Here is a 25367-nt window from a genome sequence, read left to right as displayed (position 1 = left end):
CCCGATGCCCAGGACAAGGAAGATTACCAGACCGTCTGGGCCAAGCGCTCGGGCGCGGTGGCGGCACCCACAGCCTCGCTTCATTTCGATGCGGATCTGCTGGCGCGGCTGGAGGCCATGGGGGTCAGCCGGACCCATGTGACCCTGCACGTGGGCGCGGGCACCTTCCTGCCGGTGAAGGTCGATGACGTGACCAGCCACAAGATGCACGCCGAATGGGGCGAGGTGACGGAAGCCGCCGCCGCGGAGATCGCGGAGACGAAAGCCGCGGGCGGGCGGATCATTCCCGTGGGCACGACCGCCCTGCGCCTGATCGAAAGTGCCGCGCGCGAGACCGGCGCGATTGCGCCCTGGCGGGGCGAAACGGATATCTTCATCTATCCCGGCTTCACCTTCCGGGTGACCGATGCGCTGATGACCAATTTCCACCTGCCCAAGAGCACGCTGATGATGCTGGTCTCGGCCCTGGTGGGCCAGGAGCGCATCCGGCAGATCTATGCCCATGCCGTTCAGGAAAAATACAGATTCTTCTCTTATGGGGATGCCTCTCTGTTGATCCCGGAAGCCTGACATGGAAGGGAGGCGGCAATGAGTCGCCCCCAGCCGGGGGCACAAGGACGGCTAAAGGAGTTCATCGGATGATCCAGGTTCTTGGAACCTCCTGGGCACTTTTGCTGGGCCTTCTTCTGTTGATGCTGGGCAATGGCCTGCAGGGCACGTTGCTGGGTGTGCGCGGTGAGATCGAGGGATTCTCCACCTTCGAGATGTCGCTGATCATGTCGGCCTATTTCGCCGGCTTCCTGGGCGGCTCGCGCATGGCGCCGGGGCTGATCCGCCGCGTGGGCCACGTGCGGGTCTTCGCCGCGCTCGGCTCCTTCATCTCTGCCGTGCTGATCCTCTATCCCGCCTTTCCCGATCCCTGGGCCTGGTCCGTGGGGCGGCTGGTCATCGGCTTCTGCTTCTCCGGCGTCTACGTGACGGCCGAAAGCTGGCTGAACAATTCCGCCACCAACGAGACCCGCGGGCAAAGCCTGGCGCTCTACATGCTGGTGCAGGTGCTGGGGATCATGGCGGCGCAGGGCGTGCTGCTGCTGGGCGATCCGGCGGGCTTCATCCTGTTCATCGTGCCCTCAGTGCTGGTTTCGATCTCTTTCGCGCCGATCCTTCTGTCGATCTCTCCGACCCCGGCGTTCGAGAGTACGCGGCCGATGTCGCTGATCGCGCTCTACAAGACCTCTCCGCTGTCGCTGATCGGTGTCTTCCTGGTGGGCGGCGCCTTCTCTGCGCAATTCGGCATGGCGGCGGTCTTTGGCACCCAGGCCGGGCTGAGCCTGCCGCAGATCTCCCTGTTCATCACCATGTTCTACGTCGGCGCGGTGCTGGCGCTTTACCCGCTGGGCTGGCTGTCGGACCGCGTGGATCGTCGCCTGCTGATCGCCTGCGAGGCGATCACGGCCGGGGTCGGGGCGATGATCGGCTTCGTCTTCGGGGAAAGCTACGTGGCGCTGCTGATCTCTGCCGGGATCATCGGGGCGATGACCAACCCGCTTTATTCGCTGCTGCTGGCCTACCTGAACGACTACCTGGAACATGACCAGATGGCCGCGGGCAGCGCGGGCATGATGTTCGTCAACGGCCTTGGCGCGATCGGCGGCCCGCTTCTGACAGGTTACGCGATGACCATGACGGGGCCGGGCGGCTTCTTCCTGTTCATCGGCGTGCTGCTGCTGATCACGGCGGCCTACGCGGGCTACCGGATGCTGCGCCGTCCCGACACGGGCGTCGAGGAAGCAGGGGCCTATGCACCGGTTCTCATGTCCTCCACCGGGGTTGCGGTGGAAGCGGCGCAAGAATGGGCACACGAAGCTGCCGAGGAAGCTGCCGAGGAGGAAACCGGCGGTTGACCGCCGTGTTAACGCCGAAACTAGGCAATTCCCCCATTTCATTAATGTGAAAGCTTTGTAAAGGTTATCCACAGGCGCAATGGCAATACGAAGGGAGTCCGCCATGATTGCCCCCGAAGAGATTCTTCAGTTCTGGCTGGATGAAGTGGGGTCCGCCGGCTGGTATCAATCCTCCGACGAACTGGACCAGGAAATCCGCGACCGTTTCGGCGCGGCCTGGAAGAACGCCTGTGACGGGGCCTATGGCCTTTGGCTGACCTATCCCAGTGGCGCGCTGGCCTATATCATCCTGATGGATCAGTTCCCGCGCAACATGTTCCGGGGCAAGGGCAAGGCCTTTGAGAGCGACAAGGTGGCTCTGGCCGCCGCCAAGGTTGCCATCAACAAGGGCTGGGACATGCAGATCGACGAACCGGCCCGCCAGTTCTTCTACCTGCCGCTGATGCATTCGGAGAACCTGTGCGACCAGGAACGCTGCGTGCGCCTGATGCTGGAGCGGATGCCCGAAACCGGGGAAGAGAACCTGCTTCACGCCCGGGCCCACCGCGAGATCATCCGCCAGTTCGGCCGCTTCCCCTACCGCAACGACGCGCTGTCGCGGCGCGGCACCAAGGCGGAAGAGGAATACCTGAACAACGGATCCTATGCCCAGACGGTGGCAGAGGTCACCGCCGACGCCTGAGATATACTTTGGCCCCCAGGGGCCCCGGCATCCGGTCCGGCGTGGCCGGATGCCTTTCCGCTTCGCCCCGGCGTTTTGCAGGGCGCGCGCCGCGCAGGCCTCAGAGCGCATGGGGCGGGGCGCTGGATCGGGTCTGCGGGCCGACTCCGCCCATTTCTTTTCCTCAAGTTGCCGCTTTCTGCCGCCACCGGGTTGCGGTTCCGGACTGACTCCGCCGGTTCAAGCGTGTAGGGTTGCCGGGAAACCCCTTGCTTTCCAATGCGCCACGAGCCTTGATCTGAGCGCATGGGGGCCGGGACGTTTCGTCAATTGAAGCGGTTCTCAGAATAGTTTAACATCAAACTATCTGACAAACGGAGGGGCGCATGGCTGCCAAATCATTTGACTTCATCGTGATCGGAGCGGGTCCGGGCGGATATGTCGCGGCCATCCGCGCCGCCCAGCTGGGTCTGAGCGTCGCGGTGATCGAACGCGAGAACCTTGGCGGCATCTGTCTGAACTGGGGCTGTATCCCCACCAAGGCCCTGCTGCGGTCTTCCGAGGTCTTCCACCTGATGGAGCGGGCCAAGGACTTTGGCCTGTCCGCCGAGAAGATCGACTACGATCTGGACGCGGTGGTCAAACGCTCGCGCGGGGTGGCCAAGCAGATGGAAGGCGGGGTCAAGCACCTGCTGAAGAAGAACAAGGTCACCGTCTTCATGGGCGAAGCCGCTGTTCCGGCCAAGGGCAAGGTTTCGGTCAAGACCGACAAGGGCACCGAAGAGCTGACGGGCAAGACCATCGTCGTGGCCACCGGCGCGCGGGCCCGCGAACTGCCGGGCCTTGAGGCCGATGGGGACCTGGTCTGGACCTACCGCCACGCGCTGAAACCGACCCGGATGCCCAAGAAGCTGCTGGTGATCGGCTCTGGCGCGATCGGCATTGAATTCGCCAGCTTCTACAACACCCTGGGTGCCGACACGACCGTGGTCGAGGTCATGGACCGCGTGCTGCCGGTGGAGGACGCCGATATCAGCGCCTTTGCCAAGAAGCAGTTCGTGAAGCAGGGCATGAAGATCATGGAGAAATCCGGCGTCAAGAAGCTGGACCGCTCCAAGGGCAAGGTCGTCGCCCATATCGAGACCGGCGGCAAGATCGAGAAGATGGAGTTTGATACCGTCATCTCTGCCGTGGGGATCGTGGGCAACGTCGAAGGGCTGGGCCTGGAAGAGCTGGGCGTCAAGATCGACCGCACCCACGTGGTGACGGACGAATATTGCCGCACCGGGATCGACGGGCTTTATGCCATCGGCGATATTGCCGGCGCCCCCTGGCTGGCGCACAAGGCCAGCCACGAAGGTGTCATGGTGGCCGAACACGCGGCGGGCAAGAAGGTCCACCCGATCAAGCCGAACTCCATCGCGGGCTGCACCTATTGCCATCCGCAGGTGGCCTCTGTCGGGTTGACCGAGGCGAAGGCCAAGGAAGCCGGGTACGAGCTGAAGGTGGGCAACTTCCCCTTCATCGGCAACGGCAAGGCCGTCGCCCTGGGCGAGGCCGAGGGCATGGTGAAGACGGTCTTCGATGCCAAGACGGGCGAGCTTCTGGGCGCGCATATGGTGGGCGCGGAAGTGACCGAGCTGATCCAGGGATACGTTGTCGGCCAGGCGCTGGAAACCACGGAAGAGGACCTGATGCACACGGTCTTCCCGCATCCGACCCTGTCCGAGATGATGCATGAATCCGTGCTTCAGGCCTATGGCCGCGCCATCCACATCTGATCGCTTCTTCAGTCAATAAGCAAAAGGGCGCCCCCGGGGCGCCCTTTTTCGTTTCGCTTGCACGTCCTGGCGGTTGCGCAGGGCCGAGGACGCCTGTCCCCGGCCGCTGCGCGCCATGGGGGATCAGTGGGCGATCATCTCATGCGCGATCTCTTCCGCGGACATCTCGGATGGGTAGTAGGTCGGCCAGTTCGTGAGCTCTTCCAGCACGGCGGCGCGGTCATCGCCCCAGTAGAGGTGGTAGTGGCCGGCATCCGTGGGGGACACGGCGTGGTCGCTGAACTGGACGAACTCGGGGGCGGCGTCATCACCTTCGGTCTTCTCGAAGATGTAGCGCACGCCGCGGTTGCCCTTGGCGTAGGTCAGCACCTCGTATCCGTCGCTTTCGTAGGTGCCCTCGACGGAGGTTTCGCCGCTCCAGAAGGTGAAGCTGCTGCCGTCGATGACGATGCGGTCGACATCGGTTTCATAGCCGATGGCGTAGTAATCGGCATATTCCTGCGCGCTCTTGTCGCCGTGCTCTGCCTTGTGGGCCATCACTTCGTCCAGGCTGCCGTCCTGCAGCAGCGGGTAGACGGACTGCCAGTCGCCTTCCCAGTCGGCCAGGGTGCGCGGCTGGATCTCTTCATCGGTGAAGAGGCCCTTGTAGATCCGCTGGGCGTCTTCGTCGTGATCGTGGGAATGTGCCTCTGCGTGGTCATGGTCGTGGTCGTGATCATGATCGTGGCTTTCCGCGGAAACGGGCAGGGCAAGCGCCATGACGGCGGCAAGGGCCAAGCTGCTGCGGGCAAGGGTGCTGCGGGAGAGGGGCTGTGGGACCATTTGGGCCTCCTGTCGTTAGAATCGGAATGTAATAACATTACACTCGCTGGGTAGCCTTCCCTGTGGGGACCCACAAGAGGAGAATGGCGCGCCGAAACGCCGGGTTGCCTTGCGGGGGCAACTGCGGCATTGCAGCGAAACTGAGCGTGTTCGTTAAATGTTCTTCAATTACTCTTGGAACCCGGGCCCGGCTCCACTAGATTTGCATCAATGACCCGTGGGGGGCTGATATGCCTGAATTGAAGAAGATCGAAGTACGCGGCGCACGCGAGCACAACCTGAAGGGGATCGATGTCGATATCCCCCGCGATCAGCTTGTGGTGATCACGGGGCTTTCGGGCTCTGGCAAGTCGAGCCTGGCGTTCGACACGATCTATGCCGAGGGGCAGCGCCGGTACGTGGAAAGCCTGAGCGCCTATGCGCGCCAGTTCCTGGACATGATGGAAAAGCCGGACGTGGACCATATCAGTGGTCTTTCCCCGGCAATCTCCATCGAGCAGAAAACGACCAGCAAGAACCCGCGCTCGACCGTCGGCACGGTGACCGAGATCTATGACTACATGCGGCTGCTCTATGCGCGCTCCGGCACGCCCTACAGCCCCGCCACCGGTCTGCCGATCGAGGCGCAGCAGGTGCAGGACATGGTCGATCGCGTCATGGGCATGGAGGAGGGCACCCGTGCCTACCTGCTGGCGCCCATCGTGCGCGACCGCAAGGGCGAGTACCGTAAGGAATTCCTGGAGCTGCGCAAGCAGGGCTTCCAGCGCGTGAAGGTCGATGGCGAGTTCTACGAGCTGGACGAGCCGCCGACGCTGGACAAGAAATACCGCCATGACATCGACGTGGTCGTCGACCGGATCGTGGTGCGCGAGGGCATGGAAACCCGCCTGGCGGACAGCTTCCGCACCGCGCTGGACCTGGCCGATGGCATTGCGCGCCTTGAGACCGCGCCGAAGGAAGAGGCCGAGCCCGAGACCTTTACCTTTTCAGAGAAATTCGCCTGTCCGGTCAGCGGCTTCTCCATCCCGGAGATCGAGCCGCGCCTGTTCTCCTTCAACGCGCCGGATGGTGCCTGCCCGCATTGCGACGGGCTGGGGATGGAGCTGTTCTTTGACGAGCGCCTAGTGGTGCCGGATGCGCAGCTGAAGATCGCGGACGGGGCCATCGCGCCCTGGCGCAAGGGCAAGAGCCCCTATTTCCTTCAGACCATCGAAGCCATCGCCAAGCATTACGATTTCGACAAGAACGCGCGCTGGAAGGACCTGCCCAAGAAGGTGCAGAACGTCTTCCTTTATGGCTCGGGCGAAGAGGAAATCGCCTTCCGCTACGATGAGGGCGGGCGTGTCTACAACGTCACCCGCGCCTTTGAAGGCGTGGTGCCCAATATGGAACGCCGCTACCGCGAGACGGACAGCAACTGGGTGCGCGAGGAATTCGAGCGCTACCAGAACAACCGCCCCTGCGGTGTCTGCGACGGCTACCGTCTGAAGCCCGAGGCGCTGGCGGTGAAGATCGCCGACCGTCACATCGGCGAGGTCACGCAGCTGTCCATCCGCGAGGCCCATGAGTGGGTCCAGACGGTGCCCGAAACCCTTTCCAAGCAGAAGGGCGAGATCGCGGTGCCGATCCTGAAGGAGATCCGCGAGCGCCTGGGCTTCCTGAACAACGTCGGGTTGGATTACCTGAACATGGCACGAGCCTCTGGCACCTTGTCGGGCGGGGAAAGCCAGCGGATCCGGCTGGCCAGTCAGATCGGCTCCGGCCTGACGGGCGTGCTTTACGTGCTGGACGAACCCTCTATCGGGCTGCACCAGCGCGACAATGGCAAGCTGCTGGAAACGCTGAAGAACCTGCGGGACCAAGGGAACTCTGTCCTGGTCGTGGAACATGACGAGGAAGCCATCCGCGAAGCCGATTACGTCTTCGACATCGGACCCGGGGCCGGGGTTCATGGTGGGCAGGTCGTTTCCCACGGTACGCCGGAAGAGATCGCCGCCGATCCCGCCAGCCTGACCGGGCAGTACCTGTCCGGCACGCGCGAGATTGCCGTGCCCGCCCTGCGGCGCGAGGGCAATGGCAAGGCGCTGGAAGTGGTCAAGGCCACGGGCAACAACCTCAAGAGTGTCACGGCGAAGTTCCCGCTGGGCAAATTCGTCTGCGTGACGGGCGTATCGGGCGGGGGCAAGTCCACGCTGACCATCGAAACCCTGTTCAAGACCGCCTCCATGCGGCTGAACGGGGCCCGCCAGACGCCCGCGCCCTGCGAGACGATCAAGGGGCTGGAGCATCTGGACAAGGTGATCGACATCGACCAGCGCCCCATCGGGCGCACGCCCCGGTCCAACCCGGCCACCTATACCGGTGCTTTCACCCCGATCCGCGACTGGTTCGCCGGCCTGCCGGAAGCCAAGGCGCGCGGCTACAAGTCCGGGCGCTTCAGCTTCAACGTCAAGGGCGGCCGCTGCGAGGCCTGCCAGGGCGATGGCGTCATCAAGATCGAGATGCACTTCCTGGCGGATGTCTATGTCACCTGTGAGACCTGCGGCGGCGCGCGCTACAACCGCGAGACGCTGGAGATCAAGTTCAAGGGCAAGTCCATCGCGGACGTGCTGGACATGACGGTCGAGGACGCGCTGGAGTTCTTCCAGGCCGTGCCCTCGATCCGGGACAAGATGGATGCGCTGTGCCAGGTGGGCCTGGGCTACATCAAGGTCGGCCAGCAGGCGACCACGCTTTCCGGCGGGGAAGCGCAGCGCGTCAAGCTGTCAAAGGAGCTGTCCAAACGCTCGACCGGGCGGACGCTTTACATCCTGGACGAACCCACGACGGGTCTGCATTTCGAGGATGTGCGCAAGCTGCTGGAAGTGCTGCATGAACTGGTGGACCAGGGCAATTCGGTCGTGGTGATCGAACATAACCTGGACGTCATCAAGACTGCCGACCACATCATCGATATCGGGCCGGAAGGTGGCGATGGCGGTGGTGAAATCGTGGCACAGGGCACGCCGGAAGAGGTGGCCGAGGTCAAGCGCAGCCACACCGGGTTGTACCTCAAGGACATGCTGCGCAATGCGCGCGTCGCGGCGGAGTGATCACTCCGCCGGGGCGCTCTCCGGATGGCTCAGCGTACCGACAAGGCGAATGATCTGAAGCGTGTCGCGGTTGACCTGCACGACCTTGTTGCCGACCTGATAATAGGTGCCCTGCGGGTCAAGCTCGTATTGGCGCGGATCCTTGATGCGCTGCACCATGTCATCGGTCACGGCCACCATGTCGCCGACCTCGATCTGGAGGGCGTGTTTCATCATGCCGCCGCCCGCGCAGGTCGCGGCAGGCGGGCAGAAGCGGGCTGCCTGGGGCTGGGAGGCCGGGGCGACGTCGCCGGGGATCAGCGCCAGGGCGCCTTGGGGCAGGGCTGTCAGGGCCAGAAAAGGCAGGGCGATCAGTGTCTTGCGCATCGGGCTCTCCTTTGCATTTCCCGGGCGGTCCTGGCGTCACGCATGGCGGGACGCGGTCCGGGATCTTGGGAAAGGAACGGGACGGCAGGGCGAAAAGTTCCGCGCGGGCCCCTCAGCGCGGGTCAGCGGCAGGTCATTGCTCATTGAAAAGGGGCGCCGTAGCGCCCCTGATCCGGTGAAAGTTCCTGGCCGTGGCCGCGATCAATCCATGGCCTTGAAGTTGAATTCGCCACCATCCTTGATGCCGGAGAACCAGCGCGCCGTGACCGTCTTGGTCTTGGTGTAGAAGCGGAAGGCGTCCGGGCCGTATTGGTTCAGGTCGCCGAAGGCCGATTTCTTCCAGCCGCCGAAGGTGAAGTAGGACAGCGGCACCGGGATCGGGAAGTTGATGCCGACCATGCCCACGTTGACCCGGTGCGCGAAGTCGCGCGCGGTGTCGCCATCGGCGGTGTAGATCGCCGTGCCGGTGCCGTATTGGTTCTTCACCACGAGGTCGAGCGCGTCTTCATAGGTCTCTGCGCGGACTTGGCTGAGGACCGGGCCGAAGATCTCTTCCTTGTAGATGTCCATCTCGGGCGTGACGTTGTCGAACAGGGTCGGCCCGACGAAGAAGCCGTCTTCGTACCCTTGCAGGGAGAAGTCGCGCCCGTCCCGCACCAGGGTCGCGCCCTGGTCCACGCCGCTGTCGATCAGGCCCTTGATGCGGTCCCTGGCAGCAGAGGTGATGACGGGGCCGTAGTCCACGTCGTCGCCCGCGGTATAGGGGCCGACCTTCAGCTTCTCGATCCGAGGGATCAGCTTTTCGATCAGCGTATCGGCGGTTTTCTGGCCCACGGGCACGGCGACGGAGATCGCCATGCAGCGTTCGCCGGCCGCGCCGAAGCCTGCGCCCACCAGCGCATCGGCGGCCTTGTCCATGTCCGCGTCCGGCATGATGATCATGTGGTTCTTGGCACCGCCGAAGCACTGGGCGCGCTTGCCGTTGGTGGCAGCCCGGCCATAGATGTACTGCGCGATCGGGGTGGAGCCGACGAAGCCCACCGCCTGGATGGTTTCATCGTCCAGGATCGTGTCCACGGCTTCCTTGTCACCGTTGACGACCTGAAGCACGCCATCGGGCAGGCCCGCTTCCTTGAGCAGTTCGGCCAGCAGGAGCGAGCAGGAGGGCGTGCGCTCGGACGGTTTGAGGATCATGGCGTTGCCCGAGGCCAGCGCCGGCGCCATCTTCCACAGCGGGATCATGGCGGGGAAGTTGAAGGGCGTGATGCCCGCAACCACGCCAAGCGGCTGACGCAGGGAATAGAGGTCGATGCCGGGGCCGCCGTCATCGGTGAATTCGCCCTTCAGCATGTGGGGCGCGCCCATGCAGACCTCGACCACTTCCAGGCCGCGCTGCACGTCGCCCTTGGCGTCGGGCAGGGTCTTGCCGTGTTCGCGGCTGATCGCTTCTGCGAGCTTCTCCATGTTTTCGTTGATGAGCTGGCCGAACTTCATCATCACCCGGGCGCGGCGCTGCGGGTTGGTGGCGCCCCAGCCGACCTGGGCCTTTTCGGCGCTGGCAATGGCGGCCTTCAGCTCTTCGGGAGAGGCGAGCGGCACGCGGGCCTGAACCTCGCCCGTGGCGGGGTTGTAGACATCGGTGAAACGGCCCGAGGTCCCCTTCACATGGGCGCCGTCGATGAAATGGGTCAGTTCCTGCATGGGATCCTCCTGATTGGTTGAGGGCAGGATAGGATTGCATTTCTGTGGGTAAAAGAGGAATTGTCTCAAAGAGGTTTTGCAAGAATGCCGGTACGGGGGCGCGATGAACTGGGATGACCTGCGATTTTTCCTAGCTGTGGGGCGGTCGGAAAGCCTGACCGGCGCGGCGCGTCTGCTGCGGACGGATCCGGCAACCGTGGGCCGGCGCATCGCGCGGCTGGAGGAGGCCATGGATACGGCACTGTTTTCGCGCAGCCCGCAGGGCTATGCGCTGACCGACGCCGGGGAACGGCTGCTGGAATACGCCGTGCAGGCGGAGACCTCTCTCGCGGCGGGCGCGGCAGAGATCGCCGGGCAGGGCGCGGCGGGGCTGTCCGGCCAGATCCGCATCGGCGCGCCGGACGGGGTGGCGAATTACCTGCTGCCCCAGGTCTGCGCGGCCATCGCCGAAGAGAACCCGGACCTGGAAATCCAGATTGTCGCGCTGCCGCGGCTCTTCAACCTGTCGCGGCGCGAGGCCGACATGGCGATCACCGTCAGCGCCCCTTCGGCGGGGCGGCTGACCGTGCAGAAGATCAGCGACTACCGCCTGCACCTGGCCGCGACCCGCGCTTACCTGTCCCGCCATCCGCAGATTCGCGCGCTGGAGGATCTGAAGACCCATCGGATCGTGGGCTATATCCCGGACATGATCTTCGACAAGGAGCTGGATTACCTGAACGAGATCGGCGCAGAGCGGGTGCCGCTGGCCTCAAACTCCGTTGCGGTGCAGTTCCAGTGGATCGCCCAGGGGCTGGGGCTGGGGATCATCCATGACTTTGCCCTGGCGCATCAACCGACCCTGCAAAGGATCCTGCCAGAGGAATTCTCCCTGACACGCGGGCTTTACCTGGTGCGCCATGCCGATGATTCCCGGCTGGATCGCAACAACCGCTTTGCCGCCCTGCTGGCCGGGCAGCTGCGGGCCGAGATCGCGCGGCTGGAAGCCTTTTCTTGACAGCTCAGGAGCCATCGAACAGGCTAATCTTCAGGGATGTTTTCAATCCAGGGAGGAATCGGATGCTGGTTCAGCAAATCCTGAAGGCAAAGGGCATCGATGGTGTCTTTACAGTGACCCCGGAGATGACGGTCCACAAGGTCGCGCATCTGCTGACCGAAAAGCGTATCGGTGGCGTGGTGGTCAGCCAGGATGGAAAAGCTGCCGACGGGATCCTTTCGGAGCGCGATATCGTGCGCGCCCTGGCCCTGCGCGGCCCCAGCTGCCTGGATCTGGCGGCCTCTGCGCTGATGACCTCCAACCCGATCTGCGCCACCCTGGACATGACAGAGGACCAGGTGCTGGAGAAGATGACCGAGGGGCGGTTCCGCCACATGCCGGTGACCAAGGACGACGAGCTGGTGGGGATTGTCACCATCGGCGATGTCGTCAAGGCCAAGGTTAGCCAGCTTGCCGCGGAAAAAGATGCGCTGGAAGGCATGATCATGGGGCATTGACCCCGGATAAGGCCTGACAGACGCCTAGAAAGCATGGTAACAGATCTGTGACAGCGAACCGGCCCCTGACGCGCCCATGGCGCTCGGGGCCACCGGTGTCCTCTTGCTACTGGAGGAGGGTGCCGGTTACGGGACGGCTTGGTGTGGGGGAGGCATCCTTCGGGGTGACATGCCGGCCGTCCCGATCTTGAAAGCGCAGCGGCGCGTGCAAAAGGGCGCAGGGACGGGTTCTCTGCTTGCATTTTCAAGGCTTATAATGTTGCGTGCGCTCCAAGGTTAACCCGGAGAGACCCCATGCGCATCGGCCTGTATCCCGGCACGTTCGATCCCATCACGCACGGCCACGTCGATATCATCAGGCGCGCGGCGGCGCTGGTGGATCGGCTGGTGATCGGCGTTGCCATCAACCGCGACAAGGGCCCGCTGTTCTCTCTTGAGGAACGGGTCGAGATGATCGAGGCCGAATGCGCCTGGCTGTCCGAAGAGACCGGGACAGAGATCATCGCCCATCCTTTCGAGAACCTGCTGATCCATTGTGCCAAGGATGTGGGGGCCAGCATCATCGTGCGCGGCCTGCGCGCCGTGGCGGATTTCGAGTATGAATATCAGATGGTTGGCATGAACCGCGCGCTGGATGACTGCGTTGAGACGGTTTTCCTGATGGCGGATGCCCAGCACCAGGCGATTGCCTCCAAGCTGGTGAAAGAGATCTGCCGCCTGGATGGCGACGTGTCCAAGTTCGTGCCGGCCGCCGTCAATGAACGGCTGATGGCGAAGCTGCGGGGCTAAGCCGCGCGGGGTCGCTGGCCCGGATGAAATCCGCGCAGGCCTGGGGCTGGGTGACGGGAATCATGTGCCCGCCCTCGATCCGTTCAAGCCGGAAGGCCGGGGTTCCGTTTACCAGGGCCTCTCCGTGCAGGGCGGGGTCCAGGATGCGATCTTGCTGCCCGTAGAGGACAGAGACCGGCAGCGTGATCTCTCCGTAGCGGGCCGCGCGGGCCTTCAGTCCCTTGGCGCTGACCATGAAATCCTTGCTGGTGCTGAAGAAATGAGACGGGCGCAGGCCCAGAAGGCCGCCGCCCTGGATCGGGGCCTGTTCCGGCATCGTCTCCGGCCCGTAGACCGCATCCAGCACCTGCGCGGCATTGCGGAAGCCCATGGGGGTGGCCAGGGTCCAGGCAACGCACCAGCGCCAGGCATCGCTGCGGATGGCGAGGTTGCCGAAGGCCGGGGCAGAGGACTGGCCGGGCAGGGTGAGCGGCGCCAGCAGCGCCAGCCCGCGGATCCGGTCCGGTGCCTTCAGCGCCAGGGCCAGGGCGATGGCCCCGCCAAGGGAATGGCCGACGATCAGGGGATTCTCCAGCTCCAGCGCCTCGATCAGTTCCAGGACGTAGCCGGCGTGGTCGTCGGGGCTGCAGGGGGCGTTCGCGGGGCGGTCGGAATAGCCCATGCCGGGCCGGTCCAGCGCGATGACGCGGTGATCACGGGCCAGCAGGTCAATCAGCCCGCAGTCGTAATTGCCCAGCTGCCCGCCAAGGCCGTGGATCAGCAGGATCACGGGGCCGGTGCCCCGGTCAACGTAATGCAGACGGCCGGTGGAGATCCGGGTGAACGTTCCGCGCGGCGGCACCAGGCCTTCGATCTTGCGTTTCCAGCGGGCGGTGTAGATCACCAGCGCGGCCAGCGTCAGAAGGACCAACGCCAGAAGGCCGATCAGAAGATATGTGACTAGGGTCATGGGGCCTCGCGTCCTGTTGAGGGAAGGCTAGCGCCAGAAGGCCAGCCACTCAATCAAATCCGCGAATTTCCTGAGCAGGAACAGGGTGCTGTGGCCGTCCTTGAGCAGATTGTCCCAGGCCAGGAAGCCAAGGATCAGCAAGCCGAGAATCAGCGCGATGCGATTGGTCATGGGCGAAGGGGGGCTCCTGTCTGGCCCGCCTGTCTAGCCTGAGCCCCGCGCCGCGATCAAGCCGCGGCGCGGGGCTGCGTTTCAGAGCAGGCTGCCGACGTGGGCTGCCATGTCCGCCATGCGGTTGGAGAAGCCCCATTCGTTGTCGTACCAGCTGAGGATGCGCACCATGTTGCCCTCCATCACCTTGGTCTGGTCCAGCGCCATGGTGGAGCTATGCGGATCGCCGTTGAAGTCGATGGAGACATTGGGCGCGGTGGTGTAGCCCAGAACGCCTTTCATCGGGCCTTCGGCGGCGGCGATGATCGCTTCGTTCAGCTCTTCGATCGTGGTCTCGCGCTTGGCGATGAAGGTCAGGTCCACGCAGGAGACATTGGGCGTGGGCACGCGGATCGCGACGCCGTCCAGCTTGCCCTTCAGCTCCGGCAGCACCAGGCCCACGGCCTTGGCCGCGCCGGTGGAGGTCGGGATTTGGCTGAGCGCGGCGGCGCGGCCCCGGTAGAGATCCTTGTGCATCGTGTCCAGCGTCGGCTGGTCGCCGGTATAGCTGTGGATCGTGGTCATGAAGCCCTTTTCGATCCCCACCAGGTCGTTCAGCACCTTGGCGACCGGCGCCAGGCAGTTGGTGGTGCAGGAGGCGTTGGACAGGACTAGGTCATCCTTGGTGATGGACATGTGGTTCACGCCGAAGACCGCCGTTGCGTCCGCTTCGGAGCAGGGGGCAGAGACCAGCACCCGCTGGGAGCCGTTCTGCAGATGGCGGGCCGCCGTGTCGCGCTTGGTGAAGATGCCGGTGCATTCCAGCGCGATGTCGACGTTCTGCCAGGGCAGGTCTTCGGGGTTTCGGATCGCGGTGACCTTGATCTTGCCGGCCCCGACATCCATCCAGTCTTCGCCCGTGGTGACGGTGCCCTTGTAGCGCCCGTGCACCGAATCGAAGCGGAAGAGATGCGCATTGGTTTCCACCGGGCCCAGGTCGTTGATCGCCACGACCTGAACGTCGGTGCGCCCGCTTTCCATGATGGCGCGCAGGACATTGCGCCCGATACGGCCGAAACCGTTGATTGCGACTGTGATCGCCATGGTCTTTCCTTTCCGCAAGGTCTCGCGCGCAGCCCTGGCGGGCTGGTTAGCGCTAACAACTTGGCCAGAGAATCCACATTGACTGGGGGAAGGTCAAGGGGCGCTCCGGCAAAGCCGGGGTGCTTTGGTGGAAAAAACAACGAAGAAAGCCCCGGAGCGGCGGCTCCGGGGCTTTTTCGCCGCAAAATCGGCGGGATTATTTCTGCAGGCGACCCAGGGCGGCGGCCACATCTGCCATCCGGCAGGAGAAGCCCCATTCGTTGTCGTACCAGGCCAGAACGCGCACCAGGCGGCCGCCTGTGACTTTGGTCTGGTCGGGCGCGAAGATCGAGGACTGCTCGGTATGGCTGAAGTCGATGGAGACCTTGGGTTCCGGATCATAGCCCAGCACGTGGCCCATATGACCGGCGGCGGCTTCGCGGACCACTTCGTTCACGTCCTCGACGGTCACGTCCTTCTTGGCGATGAAGGTCAGGTCGACGCAGGAGACGTTGGGCGTGGGCACGCGGATCGCGGAGCCGTCCAGCTTGCCCTTCAGCTCAGGCAGGACCAGGCCCAGGGCCTTGGCGGCGCCGGTGGAGGTGGGGATCTGGCTCATCGCGGCGGCGCGGGCGCGGTAGAGATCGCCGTGGCGGCGGTCCAGCGTGGGTTGGTCGCCGGTGTAGGAATGGATCGTGGTCATGATGCCGCTTTCGATGCCGATGGCATCGTTCAGCACCTTGGCCAGCGGGGCCAGGCAGTTGGTGGTGCAGGACCCGTTGGAGATCATCGTGTCGCCTTCCACCATGTCGCGGTGGTTGACGCCGAAGACGATGGTCTTTTCGACGTTCTTGGCCGGGGCAGAGATCAGGACCGACTTGGCGCCGCGCTCCTTGTGGATCTTGGCCTGTTCGCCATCGTTGAACTTGCCGGTGCATTCCAGGACGACATCGATGCCTTCCCAGTCCAGCTCTTCGGGGTTGTAGGTCGAGAAGACCTCCATCGGGCCGCGGCCGATATCCATCGTGTTGCCCGCCACCTTGACGTCATTTCCGAAGCGGCCATGGACGCTGTCGTATTTCAGCAGGTGGGCGTTGGTTTCGATCGGGCCGGTGGCGTTGATCTTGACCACCTGAACGTCATTGCGGGCGGCTTCGGCGATATGTGCGAGCGTGCAGCGCCCGATACGGCCGAAACCATTGATGGCGAGAGTGACGGTCATTCAAGTATCTCCTGCGAACCACGACTTGGCATGTCTATACCGGTCACATGTAAGCGAAGTAAGTCAAAAATCCATTTCATGACAATGTGTTAGCGGAAACATGGGGGCTCTGCACATGGTTGCGCTAACCTTTCCCGCGGGGTCAGCGCTAACATTTGCTGCAACTGCGAAGGCCGGGGCGAACGGGCGAGTCGGGCGGGAATCACGCGAGGTTAGGCAAGCCCGCAGGCGACCCAGGGGAAGCGACGCGGGGAGTGCCGGGGGCCAGACATGAAAAAGGCCGGACACGCGGGGTGTCCGGCCTTTCTGAAACGCTAAGAGCGCGCCTTAGAGCAGGCTCTTGGCCTTTTCGACCACGGCATCGGCCGTGATGCCGAATTTCTCGTAAAGCGTATCGGCGGGCGCGGAGGCACCGAAGCCCTGCATGCCGACGAAACCGGCCTTGGCTTCGCGGCCGCGTTCGCCGAGCAGCCACTTGTCCCAGCCCATGCGCACACCGGCCTCGATGGCGACGCGGACGGCACCGGCAGGCAGCACCTTCTTGCGGTAGCTTTCGTCCTGGGCCTCGAAGAGCTCCCAGCAGGGCATGGAGACGACGCGCGTGCCGATCCCGGCCTCTTCCAGCTGGGCCTTGGCGGCCAAGGCGATTTCGACCTCGGAGCCGGTGGCCATCAGGATGACCTGACGCTTGCGAACCGCATCGGCCAGCACATAGGCGCCCTGGGCAGAGAGGTTGCGGGTCTTGTGGTCCGTGCGCACGGTCGGCAGGTTCTGGCGGGTGAGCGACAGGACCGAGGGGGTCTCTTTCTGGCTCAGTGCCAGTTCCCAGGCTTCGGCGGTTTCCACCGCATCCGCCGGGCGGAAGACCAGCATGTTGGGTGTGGCGCGCAGCATGGCCAGGTGCTCCACCGGCTGGTGGGTCGGGCCATCTTCGCCAAGGCCGATGGAATCGTGGGTCATCACGTAGACCGGGGCGATCTTCATCAGCGCAGACAGGCGCATGGCGGGGCGCGCGTAATCCGTGAAGCACATGAAGGTGCCGGAGTAGGGTTTGATCCCGCCGTGCAGCGCCATGCCGTTCATTGCAGAGGCCATGCCGTGCTCACGGATGCCCCAGTGGATGAAGCGGCCCTTGCGGTTGTCCAGGTCAAAGATGCCCAGGTCGCCGGTCTTGGTGTTGTTGGAGCCCGTCAGGTCGGCAGAGCCGCCAACGGTTTCCGGCAGATGCGGGTTGATCACCTCAAGCGCCATTTCAGAGGCCTTGCGGGTGGCCACCTTGGGCTGCACTTCGGAAAGCTGCTTCTTGAGGGCGCGCACGACCGAGGCCAGCTTGGCCGGCACATCGCCATCCATGCGGCGGGTGAACTCTGCCTGCTTGCGCTCGGAAAGGGCGGCGAAACGCTCTTCCCACTCGGCGCGCTCGGAGGCGCCACGGCGGCCGATGGCTTCCCAGGCGGATTTGACCTCGGCCGGGACTTCGAAGGCGCCACCGGTCCAGCCATAGGCGTGCTTGGCTGCGGCCAGCTGATCGGCGTCGGTCAGCGCGCCGTGACCCTTGGAGGTGTCCTGCGCGGCGTGGCCAAGCGCGATATGCGTCTTGCAGGCGATCATGGAGGGCTTGCCGGCCTTCTTGGCGGCGGTCAGCGCGGCATCGATCGCCTCGGGATCATGGCCGTCGATTTCCTGGACATGCCAGCCGGCGGACTTGAAGCGCATCACCTGGTCGGTGGCGTCGGAAAGCTCAACCTTGCCGTCGATGGTGATGTTGTTGTTGTCCCACATCACGATGAGCTTGCTCAGCTGGTGGCGGCCCGCAAGGGTGATCGCCTCCTGGCTGACGCCTTCCATCAGGCAGCCGTCGCCGGCGATGACATAGGTGTGGTGATCCACGACCTTCTTGCCGTACTGGGCGCGCAGGATTTCCTCGGCCATGGCGAAGCCGACGGAATTGGCGATGCCCTGGCCAAGCGGGCCGGTGGTGGTTTCGATCGCATCGGCCAGGAAGTTCTCAGGGTGGCCGGCGGTGCGGGCGCCCCACTGGCGGAAATTCTTCAGCTCTTCGATCGGGAACTGGACGTCACCGACCAGGTGCAGCAGCGAATAGACCAGCATGGAGCCATGGCCCGCGGACAGGATGAACCGGTCGCGGTCAGCCCAATGGGGGGCGGAAGCATCGAATTTCAGGTGCTTTTCGAAGAGGACGGTGGCGACGTCTGCCATGCCCATCGGCATGCCGGAGTGGCCGGAGTTGGCGGCGGCCACTGCATCCAGCGTCAGGGCGCGGATGGCGCTGGCCTTGGCCCAATGGTCGGGATGCGCTTTGCGCAGAGCATCGATTTCCACTTTGGTTTTCCTCTTCCAGGTTCGGTGGCGCGTGTTGTCGCGCTCATACCAGCCAGAGGCGGAAAGGCAAGCGAAGGCGCGCAAAATAAGGCAGAATGAGGGGAGATTTGGAAAGTTCGTGGCTTTCGTTACACTTGTGCAAACGTTGTAGACCGCACATGATTCGTGTTCGGACCGGGAATGCCCGGCTGGCGCGTCCGCGGCCAGATCCTGTAAAGGGTCCAGGGGCCGGATCTGAACGCGGCGAGGTGAAGAGGGCAGATGAGCACATTCGAGGAATTGCACGGGCGGATCGCCGCGGCCATGGACAGGATCCAGGCCGGGATCGAACGCAGTGAGAACGCGCCCAATGACGGCCGCGCAGAGCAGCTGGCACAGCTGGAAGCGGCCCTGCAGGCCGCAGGGGAACGAGAGGCCGCGTTGCAGGATGAGATCAGCGCGCTGAGCGCGCGGGCGGAGCGGGTGCCAGAGCTGGAAGCGGCGCTGGTGGAGGCCCACGCGGCCTCTGGCAATGCCCGCGAGGTGCTGGGCGCCGTAGCTGGTCTGGAAAACGAGCTGGGGCGACTGCGCGCAGCGAATGAGGTTTTGCGCAGTAATAACAGGGCGTTGAGAGAGGCCGTCAGCCAGGGAACGGAGGCCGGAACAGAGCTTCTGAGCCAGTCAGCGGAAGCCGAGCTTGACGCCCTGCGCGCCGACCAGACCGCCGCCAAGGCCCAGGCCGATGCCATCCTGGCGGCCCTGGCCCCGATGGTGGCAGAAAGCCAGTCCGAGGCCCCATCCGAAACGGAGACAAGCTGATGCCTGACGTGACGATCGAGATCGGGGGCCGTCCTTTCCAGGTGGCCTGCCAGCCCGGCGAGGAAGATTTTCTGTTGCGGGCCGCGAGCTTGCTGGACAACGAAGCGCAGACGCTCGTGTCCCAGGCCGGGCGTCTGCCGGAGGGGCGGTTGCTGTTGATGGCAGGGCTTCTGCTGGCGGACCGCACGGCGGCTTCAGAAGAGCGACAGGGCCAGCTTGAGCAGGAAGTGGCCCAGCTGCAGGCGGATCTGCAGGCCCTTCAGGAGGCCCCGCCGCAGGAGGTCCGGGTGCCCTATGTGCCCGACACGATCACCGACAGCATGGCCGAACTGGCTGCCCGGGCCGAGGCAATGGCGCAGCGGGTCGAGGACAATCAACCGGGCTGAGCCCGCTTCAACTTTGCAAGGCAAGGTTCTGACATGAACCGTCTTTCCCTTATCGCTGCCGTGCCCCTGATGCTTGGCGCCGGGCTGTCCCAGGCCGGCGTGATCGAGGCCAGCTATAGCTGCGAACGCGGGGTCGAGATCCCCGTGGCCTATATCGACGGTGGAGAGGAAGACGTGGTCACCCTGGTCGCGGAAGGGCAGCTTGTGGTGCTGCCGCGGGCGGTCTCCGGATCGGGCGCGCGTTACACCGCCGCAGAGGGTGACAGCTATGTCTGGTGGGACCATGGCAATGAGGCAACCCTGGCCTGGTTCGACAGCGAAAAAGGCGAAGAGGTCACCCTCTTCGCCTTCTGCGAAACTTCGGAATAGCCTTTAAGATCAGGCGTTTGCGGCGCGGATCTTTTCGGCTGCATCCTTGTCGTAGGTCACGCCGCTCTTCTCGAACAGGGTGTCCAGCTCACCGGAAAGCGTCATCTCGGTGATGATGTCGCAGCCGCCCACGAACTCACCCTTGACGTAGAGCTGGGGGATGGTGGGCCAGTCGGAATAATCCTTGATGCCCTGGCGGATATCCGCGTCAGCCAGCACGTTCACATCGGTGTACTCCACACCCATGTAGTTCAGAACCCCCGCCACGCGCGAGGAGAACCCGCACTGCGGCATGGACTTCGTGCCCTTCATGTAGAGCACGACATCGTTGGATTTCACGGTTTCGTCGATGGCGGTCTTTGCGTCGCTCATTGTGCTGTCCTTCATGTATCTGGGCGCAATGCCGGGCCCGGGTGGCCTGTCACGCTTCCCTTGATTTCGTTTAGACTTCAGGAGGTTGAAGCCCGTTCTTCACATCAGTTTTCCGGCGCTCGCGTGGTCAGGGCCAGGGCGTGAAGCTCCCCGGCGGGGCCATCCATCTTGCCCTTGAGCGCGGCATAGACGGCGCGTTGCTGCTGCACGCGGTTCATGCCCTTGAAGCTTTCATCCTCGACCATGGCCGAGAAGTGCTGGCCGTCATCGCCCTGGACGACGATCCGGGCATTGGGAAAGCTGTCGCGGATCAATGCTTCGATATCCGAGGCCTGAATGGTCATGCAAAACTCCAGTTTAACTTCTCTTGAAATGTAAGCCGATGAGGCCGCCGCTGCAAGGGTGCCAAGCGGTGCCTGCGGGGAAGGATTTGCCCGCTTTGCCGTGCCGCCGGTGGGGGCGCAAAGGGGCGTCGGTACCGCGTCTGTTTCACGTCGGTATCGCGTCGGTTTTACGTCGGTGCGCTCCGCACGATGGGCAGAGGGGATATTAAGGGGCCCTATGGGCGGATTTCGGCGCGCCAAAGGGGGCTGTGGGGAGCCGGCTTACGAAAGAAGCGCGCCCTTGGGCGCGCGCTTCCTGTGTCTGGGCCTGTGGCGGGGGCGATCAGGCGAAGGTTTCGCCGAAGGCACCGCGGTAGAGGGCCGAGAGCTCTTCCAGAGGGGCGGAGACGCCGCCGTAGGTGACGCTGTCACCGCCGAACTTGCCCACGGTGGTGATGCTGACACCAGCGCGGCCGGCGGCGACCATCAGCGCCTCTGCGGAGTCGAAGTTGCAGGCGATCAGGTAGCGGCCCTGGTCCTCTCCGAACAGCTCCTGCTGGTCGCCGGTGTCGAGGGTCACGCCCACGCCGGCGGCTTCGGCCAGCTCAAAGGCCGCGACGGCAAGGCCGCCGTCGGAAATATCGGTGCAGACCTTGATCCAGTCGATGTTGTCCAGGATGAACTGGCCGTGCTTCGCCTCTGCCTCAAGATCGACATGGGGGGCATCGCCATCGGTGCGGTTGAAGACCTCTGCCAGAAGGGCGGATTGGCCCAGGTGGCTGCCGGCATCGCCCAGCAGCAGGGCGACATGGCCATCGCGCGCGGTGCCGGTGATGGCCTTGTCGATATCCGCGATCAGCCCAACGGCGCCGATGGTGGGGGTGGGCAGGATGCCCGTACCATCGGTTTCATTGTAGAGAGAGACGTTGCCGGAAACGATCGGCATGTCGAGCGCTGCGACGGCTTCGCCGATGCCTTTGATCGCGCCGACGAACTGGCCCATGATTTCCGGCTTCTCGGGGTTGCCGAAATTCAGGTTGTCCGTGGTGGCCAGCGGTTTGGCGCCGGTGGCGACCAGATTGCGATAGGCTTCGGCCACGGCCTGTTTGCCACCTTCGAAGGGGTTCGCCTTGACGTAGCGGGGGGTCACGTCGCTGGTAAAGGCCAGCGCCTTGCCGGAGCCATGCACCCGCAGGATGCCGGAGCCCTGGCCGGGGCCACGGGCGGTATCTGCCATGACCATGGAATCGTATTGCTCATAAACCCACTGGCGCGAGCAGTAGTTGGGCGAGCCGATCAGCGCTTTCAGCCCGTCGATGGGATCGACGGAGGGCAGGTCTTCGTCCGTCAGCGCCTCAGGCGCTTCGGTTTCCACCCATGGGCGGTCATATTCAGGCGCGGAGGAGGAGAGCTTGGACAGGGGCACATCGGCCCAGACCTTGCCGCCCATCTCGATCACGAAGCGGTCTTCGGCGATGGTTTCCCCGACGATGGCGAAATCCAGGTCCCACTTGTCGAAGACGGCGCGGGCCTCTGCCTCTTTCTCGGGTTTGAGGACCATGAGCATGCGCTCCTGGCTTTCCGAGAGCATCATCTCATAGGCGGTCATCTGGGCTTCGCGCTGCGGCACATCATCCAGCTTCAGCCGGATGCCAAGGCCGCCCTTGTCGCCCATTTCCACGGCAGAGCAGGTGAGGCCGGCCGCGCCCATGTCCTGGATGGAGATCACGGCGCCGGTTTGCATCAGCTCCAGCGTGGCTTCCATCAGGCGCTTTTCGGTGAAGGGGTCGCCAACCTGGACGGTGGGGCGTTTCTCTTCGATCGTGTCATCGAATTCGGCGCTGGCCATGGTGGCCCCGCCGACGCCGTCGCGGCCCGTTTTCGCGCCGAGGTAGACGACGGGCATGCCGACGCCCGAGGCCGCGGAGTAGAAGATCGCATCCGCATCGGCCAGGCCGGCGGCAAAGGCGTTCACCAGGCAGTTGCCGTTATAGGCAGGGTCAAAGCGCACTTCGCCGCCCACGGTGGGCACACCGAAGCAGTTGCCGTAGCCGCCGACACCTTCGACGACGCCATGCACAAGCTGGCGGGTCTTGGGATGGGAGGGTTCCCCGAAGGAGAGAGAGTTCATCGCCGCGATGGGGCGCGCGCCCATGGTGAAGACATCGCGCAGGATGCCACCGACGCCGGTCGCCGCGCCCTGGTAGGGTTCGATGTAGGAGGGGTGGTTGTGGCTTTCCATCTTGAAGATGACCGCCTGGCCATCGCCGATGTCGACCACGCCGGCGTTCTCACCGGGGCCGCAGATGACCTGGGGGCCGGAAGTGGGCAGGGTGCGCAGCCATTTCTTGGAAGATTTGTAGGAACAATGTTCGTTCCACATGGCCGAGAAGATACCGAGCTCTGTAAAGGTCGGTTCGCGGTCCAGGATCTTGAGGATCTCGGCGTATTCCTCTGGATTGATCCCATGGCTCGCGATCAGTTCTTCGGTGATGGCCGGTTCCTGCATCTTTACCCCCAAGGCTGCTTTGGGCCGATTTACGCTAAGGCGCGCAGATGGGGAAGGGGGCCGGGCCAAAAAGGGCACGAGAAAAAGGGACATGGCTGTGCCATGCCCCTTGATAACCCTCCGGGTTAAGCCGGACGATTGATTGGCGATCAGTCCATCTTGGAGTCGATGTTCTCTTCGCCTTCCTCGTTGACGAGGCCCCGGCGGACGGCGGCGTAATCGTCGTCCATCATCAGGTTGCCGGAGTCTTCGATCATGGAGACCGGGACGAGGGCACGTTGGGCGTTCACGTTCAGCTGCTGGTCGACGGTGATCAGCGCCATCAGCTGGCCGTTGGGCTTCTCGTAGACTTCGTTGACGTTGCCGATCAGCTTGTCGTCGGAGCTGACAACCAGGCTGTTCTCCAGGATGCCGTCAACCAGCTTCGCATCGGCGAGGTAGGCATCGAAATCGGCTTCGGAGATCTTCATGGCGTCGGGGGAGACGGCGGAGGTCGACATGGCGGTCGTGCCGGCATCGTCTGCGGTGACCTTGGCGCCGGCTTCGTTGCCGTAAACGGGCTGCTGGCTTTCGCCGGTGGCGGTGGTGACAACCGTGTCTTTGTCGTCTTGCTGCACCTGGTCTTCGGCGCCGGTGTTCTCGACACCGGTGTCGATCAGCTCGCCGTCGTTGGCGGCCATTGCGCCGAGCGGCAGCAGGGTGGCGATCGCAGTGGTCGTGAGGATTTTGCTAATGGTATTCATAACTTGCTCCTTCAATGTGGCTATCGCCTTCGCAAGGCGTCATTGCAGGGATAAGTCCTGGGCGGGGCGAAAGGTTCCGAAAAACGCATGGAAAAGATTTTTGTCATTTCAGGGAACCAGAGGGGGCTGAAGCGGGTTATCGCGCCGGCGCGGAATTATGATGTGCGGCGGGATAAGCGGGGCCTGAAGGCGGGTCTCCGGGGTGTGCAGGCATGAAAAAAGGGGGAGGCAGATTTCTCTGCCTCCCCCTCGGGATCCCGGTTCGCCGGAGCTTAGCGAGCCAGGAAGATCGCGCCGGAGGAATTGCTTCCGGTCACCGGCTGGTTGTTGCGGCTGACCACGGGGGCGTTACCGTGCAGGTCGGCCTTGCTGTCGCTGGTGACCAGCGGGCCGGCTTCGTTGCGGTAGGTGGCCTGCAGTTCGGCGGGGTTGTTGGCGATGAGCGCCGCGTCGCTGACCTGTTCATAGCTGGTCGCGGTGACCAGGGGGCCGGCGTCGTTCTGGTAGGCGCTGGCGCTGGCGGCGAAGGGTGCGAGAGTTGCGATTGCGGTGGCGGTGACGAATTTTGCGAAACCAGTCATGGCTAAGCTCCTTTAAGATTTCTGTGCTGTTGGGCGTGGTGCCCGTTAGCGATGAGACAGAGATAGGCCTGTTATCTGCCGCACGAAAGGGCCGTGATAACCCAACCACTGTGCGATAATGCACATATTGAAAAGGGAACCCCCCTTGATCGCGGGCGCCGGCGGCCGTTGAGCGATCCTGGAGGCAAAGGTTTGTGCGAAAACGGAAAAAGGGGGCGCAGATTTCTCTGCACCCCCTTTTGGGACCTGGGGAAGGCGGGCTTCCCTATGGAGCCGCGGTTAGCGGTTCAGGACGATGGCACCGGAAGAGTTGGAACCGGTGACCGGCTGGTTGTTGCGGCTGACCACGGGGGCGTTGCCGTGCAGGTCGGCCTTGCTGTCGCTGGTGACCAGCGGGCCGGCTTCGTTGCGGTAGACGACGGGTTGTTCCGGCGTGTTGGTGATCAGCGTTGCGTCCGAGAAGTGCTCGTAGCTATGCGCGGTGACCAGGGGGCCGGCGTCGTTGCGGTAGGCATCGGCGGAAGCGGCAAGGGGGGCAACGGCTGCGATGGCAGCGGCGGAGATGAGTTTGGCGAAACCAGTCATGGCTAAGCTCCTTGTGTTTGGTTTTCTGAGGGCCAGTGGGCGTTGTGTCCGTTGGCGATGAGAGAGATTTAGGCTTGTTCCCTGTCGCACGAAAGGTCCGAAATGTGGTGTCGTATGTGCATGTGCGCACGGTACCAGAAAACGGCTGAACTTGCTGTTTGGCGACTCGGTTCAGGCGGGCAGATCTGCGGCAAATCGAGGTCTGGAAACGGAAAAAGGGGGCGCAGATTTCTCTGCACCCCCTTTTGGGGCGTGGGGAAGGCGGGCTTCCCTATGGAGCCGCGATTAGCGGTTCAGGACGATGGCACCGGAAGAGTTGGAACCGGTGACCGGCTGGTTGTTGC

25 protein-coding genes are annotated in these 25367 nt (G+C 63.8%); 11 read left to right on the top strand and 14 right to left on the bottom strand.

Annotated elements, in window-relative coordinates:
• The 4 genes from queA to lpdA form a co-directional block, all read left to right on the top strand.
• Nucleotides 1–570 (top strand): tRNA preQ1(34) S-adenosylmethionine ribosyltransferase-isomerase QueA (gene queA, locus HCZ97_RS19435; protein WP_167690770.1); only part of this gene is annotated, 570 nt, incomplete at its 5' end.
• 68 nt (nt 571–638) lie between these two features.
• Nucleotides 639–1904, top strand: a complete 1266-nt coding sequence (locus HCZ97_RS19430; protein WP_167690769.1) for an MFS transporter — start codon at nt 639–641, stop codon at nt 1902–1904.
• A gap of 103 nt (nt 1905–2007) precedes the next feature.
• Nucleotides 2008–2586: a DUF924 family protein gene (locus tag HCZ97_RS19425; RefSeq protein WP_167690768.1), complete on the top strand. Its 579-nt coding sequence runs from the start codon at nt 2008–2010 to the stop codon at nt 2584–2586.
• 365 nt (nt 2587–2951) lie between these two features.
• Nucleotides 2952–4346 (top strand): dihydrolipoyl dehydrogenase, encoded by a 1395-nt coding sequence (gene lpdA, locus HCZ97_RS19420; protein WP_167690767.1) that lies wholly within the window; start codon nt 2952–2954, stop codon nt 4344–4346.
• 123 nt (nt 4347–4469) lie between these two features.
• On the opposite strand, the gene HCZ97_RS19415 is transcribed toward lpdA, so the two are convergent.
• Nucleotides 4470–5168: a metal-binding protein ZinT gene (locus tag HCZ97_RS19415; RefSeq protein WP_167690766.1), complete on the bottom strand. Its 699-nt coding sequence runs from the start codon at nt 5166–5168 to the stop codon at nt 4470–4472.
• A 230-nt stretch (nt 5169–5398) separates the two neighbouring features.
• Here HCZ97_RS19415 and uvrA point away from each other — a divergent pair, with 230 nt between their 5' ends.
• Nucleotides 5399–8260, top strand: a complete 2862-nt coding sequence (gene uvrA, locus HCZ97_RS19410; protein WP_167690765.1) for an excinuclease ABC subunit UvrA — start codon at nt 5399–5401, stop codon at nt 8258–8260.
• On the opposite strand, the gene HCZ97_RS19405 is transcribed toward uvrA, so the two are convergent.
• A complete protein-coding gene (locus HCZ97_RS19405) occupies nt 8261–8626 on the bottom strand; it encodes a hypothetical protein (RefSeq protein ID WP_167690764.1) in 366 nt (121 codons plus the stop codon).
• 201 nt (nt 8627–8827) lie between these two features.
• Nucleotides 8828–10327: a CoA-acylating methylmalonate-semialdehyde dehydrogenase gene (locus HCZ97_RS19400; protein ID WP_167690763.1), complete on the bottom strand. Its 1500-nt coding sequence runs from the start codon at nt 10325–10327 to the stop codon at nt 8828–8830.
• Nucleotides 10328–10430: 103 nt separating this feature from the next.
• Here HCZ97_RS19400 and HCZ97_RS19395 point away from each other — a divergent pair, with 103 nt between their 5' ends.
• From HCZ97_RS19395 to coaD, 3 genes are all read left to right on the top strand, one after another.
• Complete coding sequence (locus HCZ97_RS19395; RefSeq protein WP_167690762.1) at nt 10431–11324, top strand: LysR family transcriptional regulator; 894 nt, start codon at nt 10431–10433, stop codon at nt 11322–11324.
• 62 nt (nt 11325–11386) lie between these two features.
• Entirely contained in the window at nt 11387–11821 is a 435-nt protein-coding gene (locus tag HCZ97_RS19390; protein WP_167690761.1) for a CBS domain-containing protein, read from the top strand.
• A 294-nt stretch (nt 11822–12115) separates the two neighbouring features.
• Nucleotides 12116–12610, top strand: a complete 495-nt coding sequence (gene coaD, locus HCZ97_RS19385; protein WP_167690760.1) for a pantetheine-phosphate adenylyltransferase — start codon at nt 12116–12118, stop codon at nt 12608–12610.
• On the opposite strand, the gene HCZ97_RS19380 is transcribed toward coaD, so the two are convergent.
• From HCZ97_RS19380 to tkt, 5 genes are all read right to left on the bottom strand, one after another.
• Nucleotides 12576–13559, bottom strand: coding sequence for an alpha/beta fold hydrolase (locus HCZ97_RS19380; RefSeq protein WP_167690759.1), 984 nt, complete (start codon nt 13557–13559; stop codon nt 12576–12578). The two genes, coaD and HCZ97_RS19380, sit on opposite strands and share 35 nt — an antisense overlap.
• A gap of 27 nt (nt 13560–13586) precedes the next feature.
• Nucleotides 13587–13730, bottom strand: a complete 144-nt coding sequence (locus HCZ97_RS19375; protein ID WP_167690758.1) for a hypothetical protein — start codon at nt 13728–13730, stop codon at nt 13587–13589.
• A gap of 81 nt (nt 13731–13811) precedes the next feature.
• Nucleotides 13812–14813 carry a type I glyceraldehyde-3-phosphate dehydrogenase gene (gene gap, locus HCZ97_RS19370; protein ID WP_167690757.1) on the bottom strand — a complete coding sequence of 334 codons (1002 nt, stop codon included), beginning with the start codon at nt 14811–14813 and terminating at the stop codon, nt 13812–13814.
• Between the two features lie 196 nt (nt 14814–15009).
• Complete coding sequence (gap, locus tag HCZ97_RS19365) at nt 15010–16014, bottom strand: type I glyceraldehyde-3-phosphate dehydrogenase (protein ID WP_167690756.1); 1005 nt, start codon at nt 16012–16014, stop codon at nt 15010–15012.
• Nucleotides 16015–16341: 327 nt separating this feature from the next.
• Nucleotides 16342–18357: a transketolase gene (gene tkt / locus HCZ97_RS19360; RefSeq protein WP_167690755.1), complete on the bottom strand. Its 2016-nt coding sequence runs from the start codon at nt 18355–18357 to the stop codon at nt 16342–16344.
• Nucleotides 18358–18618: 261 nt separating this feature from the next.
• Here tkt and HCZ97_RS19355 point away from each other — a divergent pair, with 261 nt between their 5' ends.
• From HCZ97_RS19355 to HCZ97_RS19345, 3 genes are read left to right on the top strand one after another with little or no spacing between them, the layout of a single operon-like run.
• Complete coding sequence (locus tag HCZ97_RS19355) at nt 18619–19155, top strand: hypothetical protein (protein ID WP_167690754.1); 537 nt, start codon at nt 18619–18621, stop codon at nt 19153–19155.
• Nucleotides 19155–19541, top strand: a complete 387-nt coding sequence (zapA, locus tag HCZ97_RS19350) for a cell division protein ZapA (protein ID WP_167690753.1) — start codon at nt 19155–19157, stop codon at nt 19539–19541. The genes HCZ97_RS19355 and zapA overlap by 1 nt, the downstream gene beginning before the upstream one ends.
• Before the next feature lie 33 nt (nt 19542–19574).
• A complete protein-coding gene (locus tag HCZ97_RS19345; protein WP_167690752.1) occupies nt 19575–19910 on the top strand; it encodes an MliC family protein in 336 nt (111 codons plus the stop codon).
• Between the two features lie 9 nt (nt 19911–19919).
• Here HCZ97_RS19345 and grxD read toward each other — a convergent pair whose 3' ends face one another.
• From grxD to HCZ97_RS19315, 6 genes are all read right to left on the bottom strand, one after another.
• Nucleotides 19920–20282, bottom strand: coding sequence for a Grx4 family monothiol glutaredoxin (gene grxD, locus HCZ97_RS19340; RefSeq protein WP_167690751.1), 363 nt, complete (start codon nt 20280–20282; stop codon nt 19920–19922).
• Nucleotides 20283–20386: 104 nt separating this feature from the next.
• On the bottom strand, nt 20387–20626 hold the full coding sequence (locus HCZ97_RS19335) for a BolA/IbaG family iron-sulfur metabolism protein (protein ID WP_167690750.1): 240 nt from the start codon (nt 20624–20626) through the stop codon (nt 20387–20389).
• A gap of 322 nt (nt 20627–20948) precedes the next feature.
• Nucleotides 20949–23114 (bottom strand): phosphoribosylformylglycinamidine synthase subunit PurL, encoded by a 2166-nt coding sequence (gene purL, locus HCZ97_RS19330; protein ID WP_167690749.1) that lies wholly within the window; start codon nt 23112–23114, stop codon nt 20949–20951.
• A gap of 149 nt (nt 23115–23263) precedes the next feature.
• On the bottom strand, nt 23264–23857 hold the full coding sequence (locus HCZ97_RS19325) for a hypothetical protein (RefSeq protein WP_167690748.1): 594 nt from the start codon (nt 23855–23857) through the stop codon (nt 23264–23266).
• Between the two features lie 272 nt (nt 23858–24129).
• On the bottom strand, nt 24130–24438 hold the full coding sequence (locus HCZ97_RS19320) for a hypothetical protein (protein ID WP_167690747.1): 309 nt from the start codon (nt 24436–24438) through the stop codon (nt 24130–24132).
• A gap of 279 nt (nt 24439–24717) precedes the next feature.
• Entirely contained in the window at nt 24718–25023 is a 306-nt protein-coding gene (locus HCZ97_RS19315) for a hypothetical protein (protein WP_167690746.1), read from the bottom strand.
• Nucleotides 25024–25367: the final 344 nt, after the last annotated feature.

This window comes from Pseudooceanicola sp. HF7 (assembly GCF_011806405.1).
Classification (GTDB): Bacteria; Pseudomonadota; Alphaproteobacteria; order Rhodobacterales; family Rhodobacteraceae; genus Pseudooceanicola.
The sequence above is the reverse complement of the archived record's forward strand: the minus strand, read 5'-3'. Positions and strand labels throughout refer to the sequence as shown.